Origin of the sequence: Rhodopirellula sp. UBA1907, assembly GCF_002337565.1 — a bacterium.
In the GTDB taxonomy this organism is placed as follows: Bacteria; Planctomycetota; Planctomycetia; order Pirellulales; family Pirellulaceae; genus Rhodopirellula; species Rhodopirellula europaea.
This window is the reverse complement of record NZ_DDGH01000089.1, coordinates 13,091-14,068: the sequence shown is the minus strand read 5'-3', so window position 1 is coordinate 14,068 and position 978 is coordinate 13,091. Positions and strand designations below refer to the sequence as shown.

Below are 978 nucleotides of genomic sequence, written 5' to 3'. Positions count from 1 at the left end.
CGGAAGTCGCCAAGACTTTCGGCTTTCCCGCAACGAAACGCTTGACGAGTTTCGCTACCCTAAGATTGAACTGGAACAGAGCACGAGCATGACTGCCGCATAACCTGTCACGAACCCGCGGCGTTCGAAACACTCTCGGCGTCCTGCGACTCCCGCTTGGGATCGTGCAGCGGGAAATACTCTTCGACGACCGAGTGAAACTCTTCCGGCGTCGAAACCTTGGCCACGTGAGTCCGGAAGTAGCGAGCTCCGTGCTTGCCTTGGGCGTAGCAACACGCGTACTTCCGCATCAGCACGGTTCCTTTTTCGTCGCCAAAGCGATCCACCACCAACTGGTAATGCTTCAGCATCACGTCGCGTTGCTCCGGCAACGTCGGCTCGGGCGGAATCGGTTCGCCTCGCAGTGCCGCGGCGGCTTGGGCAAACAACCACGGGCGGCCGAGGCACGCGCGAGCGATCATGACCGCATCAACGTCGTACTGATCGAACGCAGCAACCACCTTTTCGGCGCTGTCCAAGTCGCCGTTCCCAATCAACGGAATGTTGCGAAGATGCGATTTGATTTCGCTGATCCGTTCCCAGTCGGCATTGCCCCGGAACATGTCCGCCGCCGTCCGGCCGTGAACGGTGAGTGCCGCCGCACCAGCCTCTTCGACCACCCGAGCGATCTCGTTGCAATTGATGTTTTCGCGACTGCACCCCAATCGAATCTTGGCAGTCACCGGAGTCGGAGCACACACCTCCACCAATCGCGAAATGATCGCGTGCATCCGATTGGGTTCTCGCAGCAAGTAGCTTCCGCTGTGAGCCTTCTCGGTGACTTGCCGAACGGGACATCCAAAATTGATATCGACCACGCTGACGCGGTATTCCTCGGCCAATCGTCGCCCGACTTTGGCCATGGTCTCCGGATCGTTGTCCCAAATTTGAACCGCCAGCGGCCGGGGTTCATCCGCCACCCCCCACAAACGATCGGGG

Annotated in this window: 1 protein-coding gene; it reads right to left on the bottom strand. The window is 59.5% G+C overall.

What is annotated here, in order from left to right:
* Nucleotides 1–107 precede the first annotated feature (107 nt).
* A partial coding sequence (locus tag B2R17_RS19380) for a tRNA dihydrouridine synthase (RefSeq protein WP_286765267.1) occupies nucleotides 108–978 on the bottom strand: 871 nt, incomplete at its 5' end.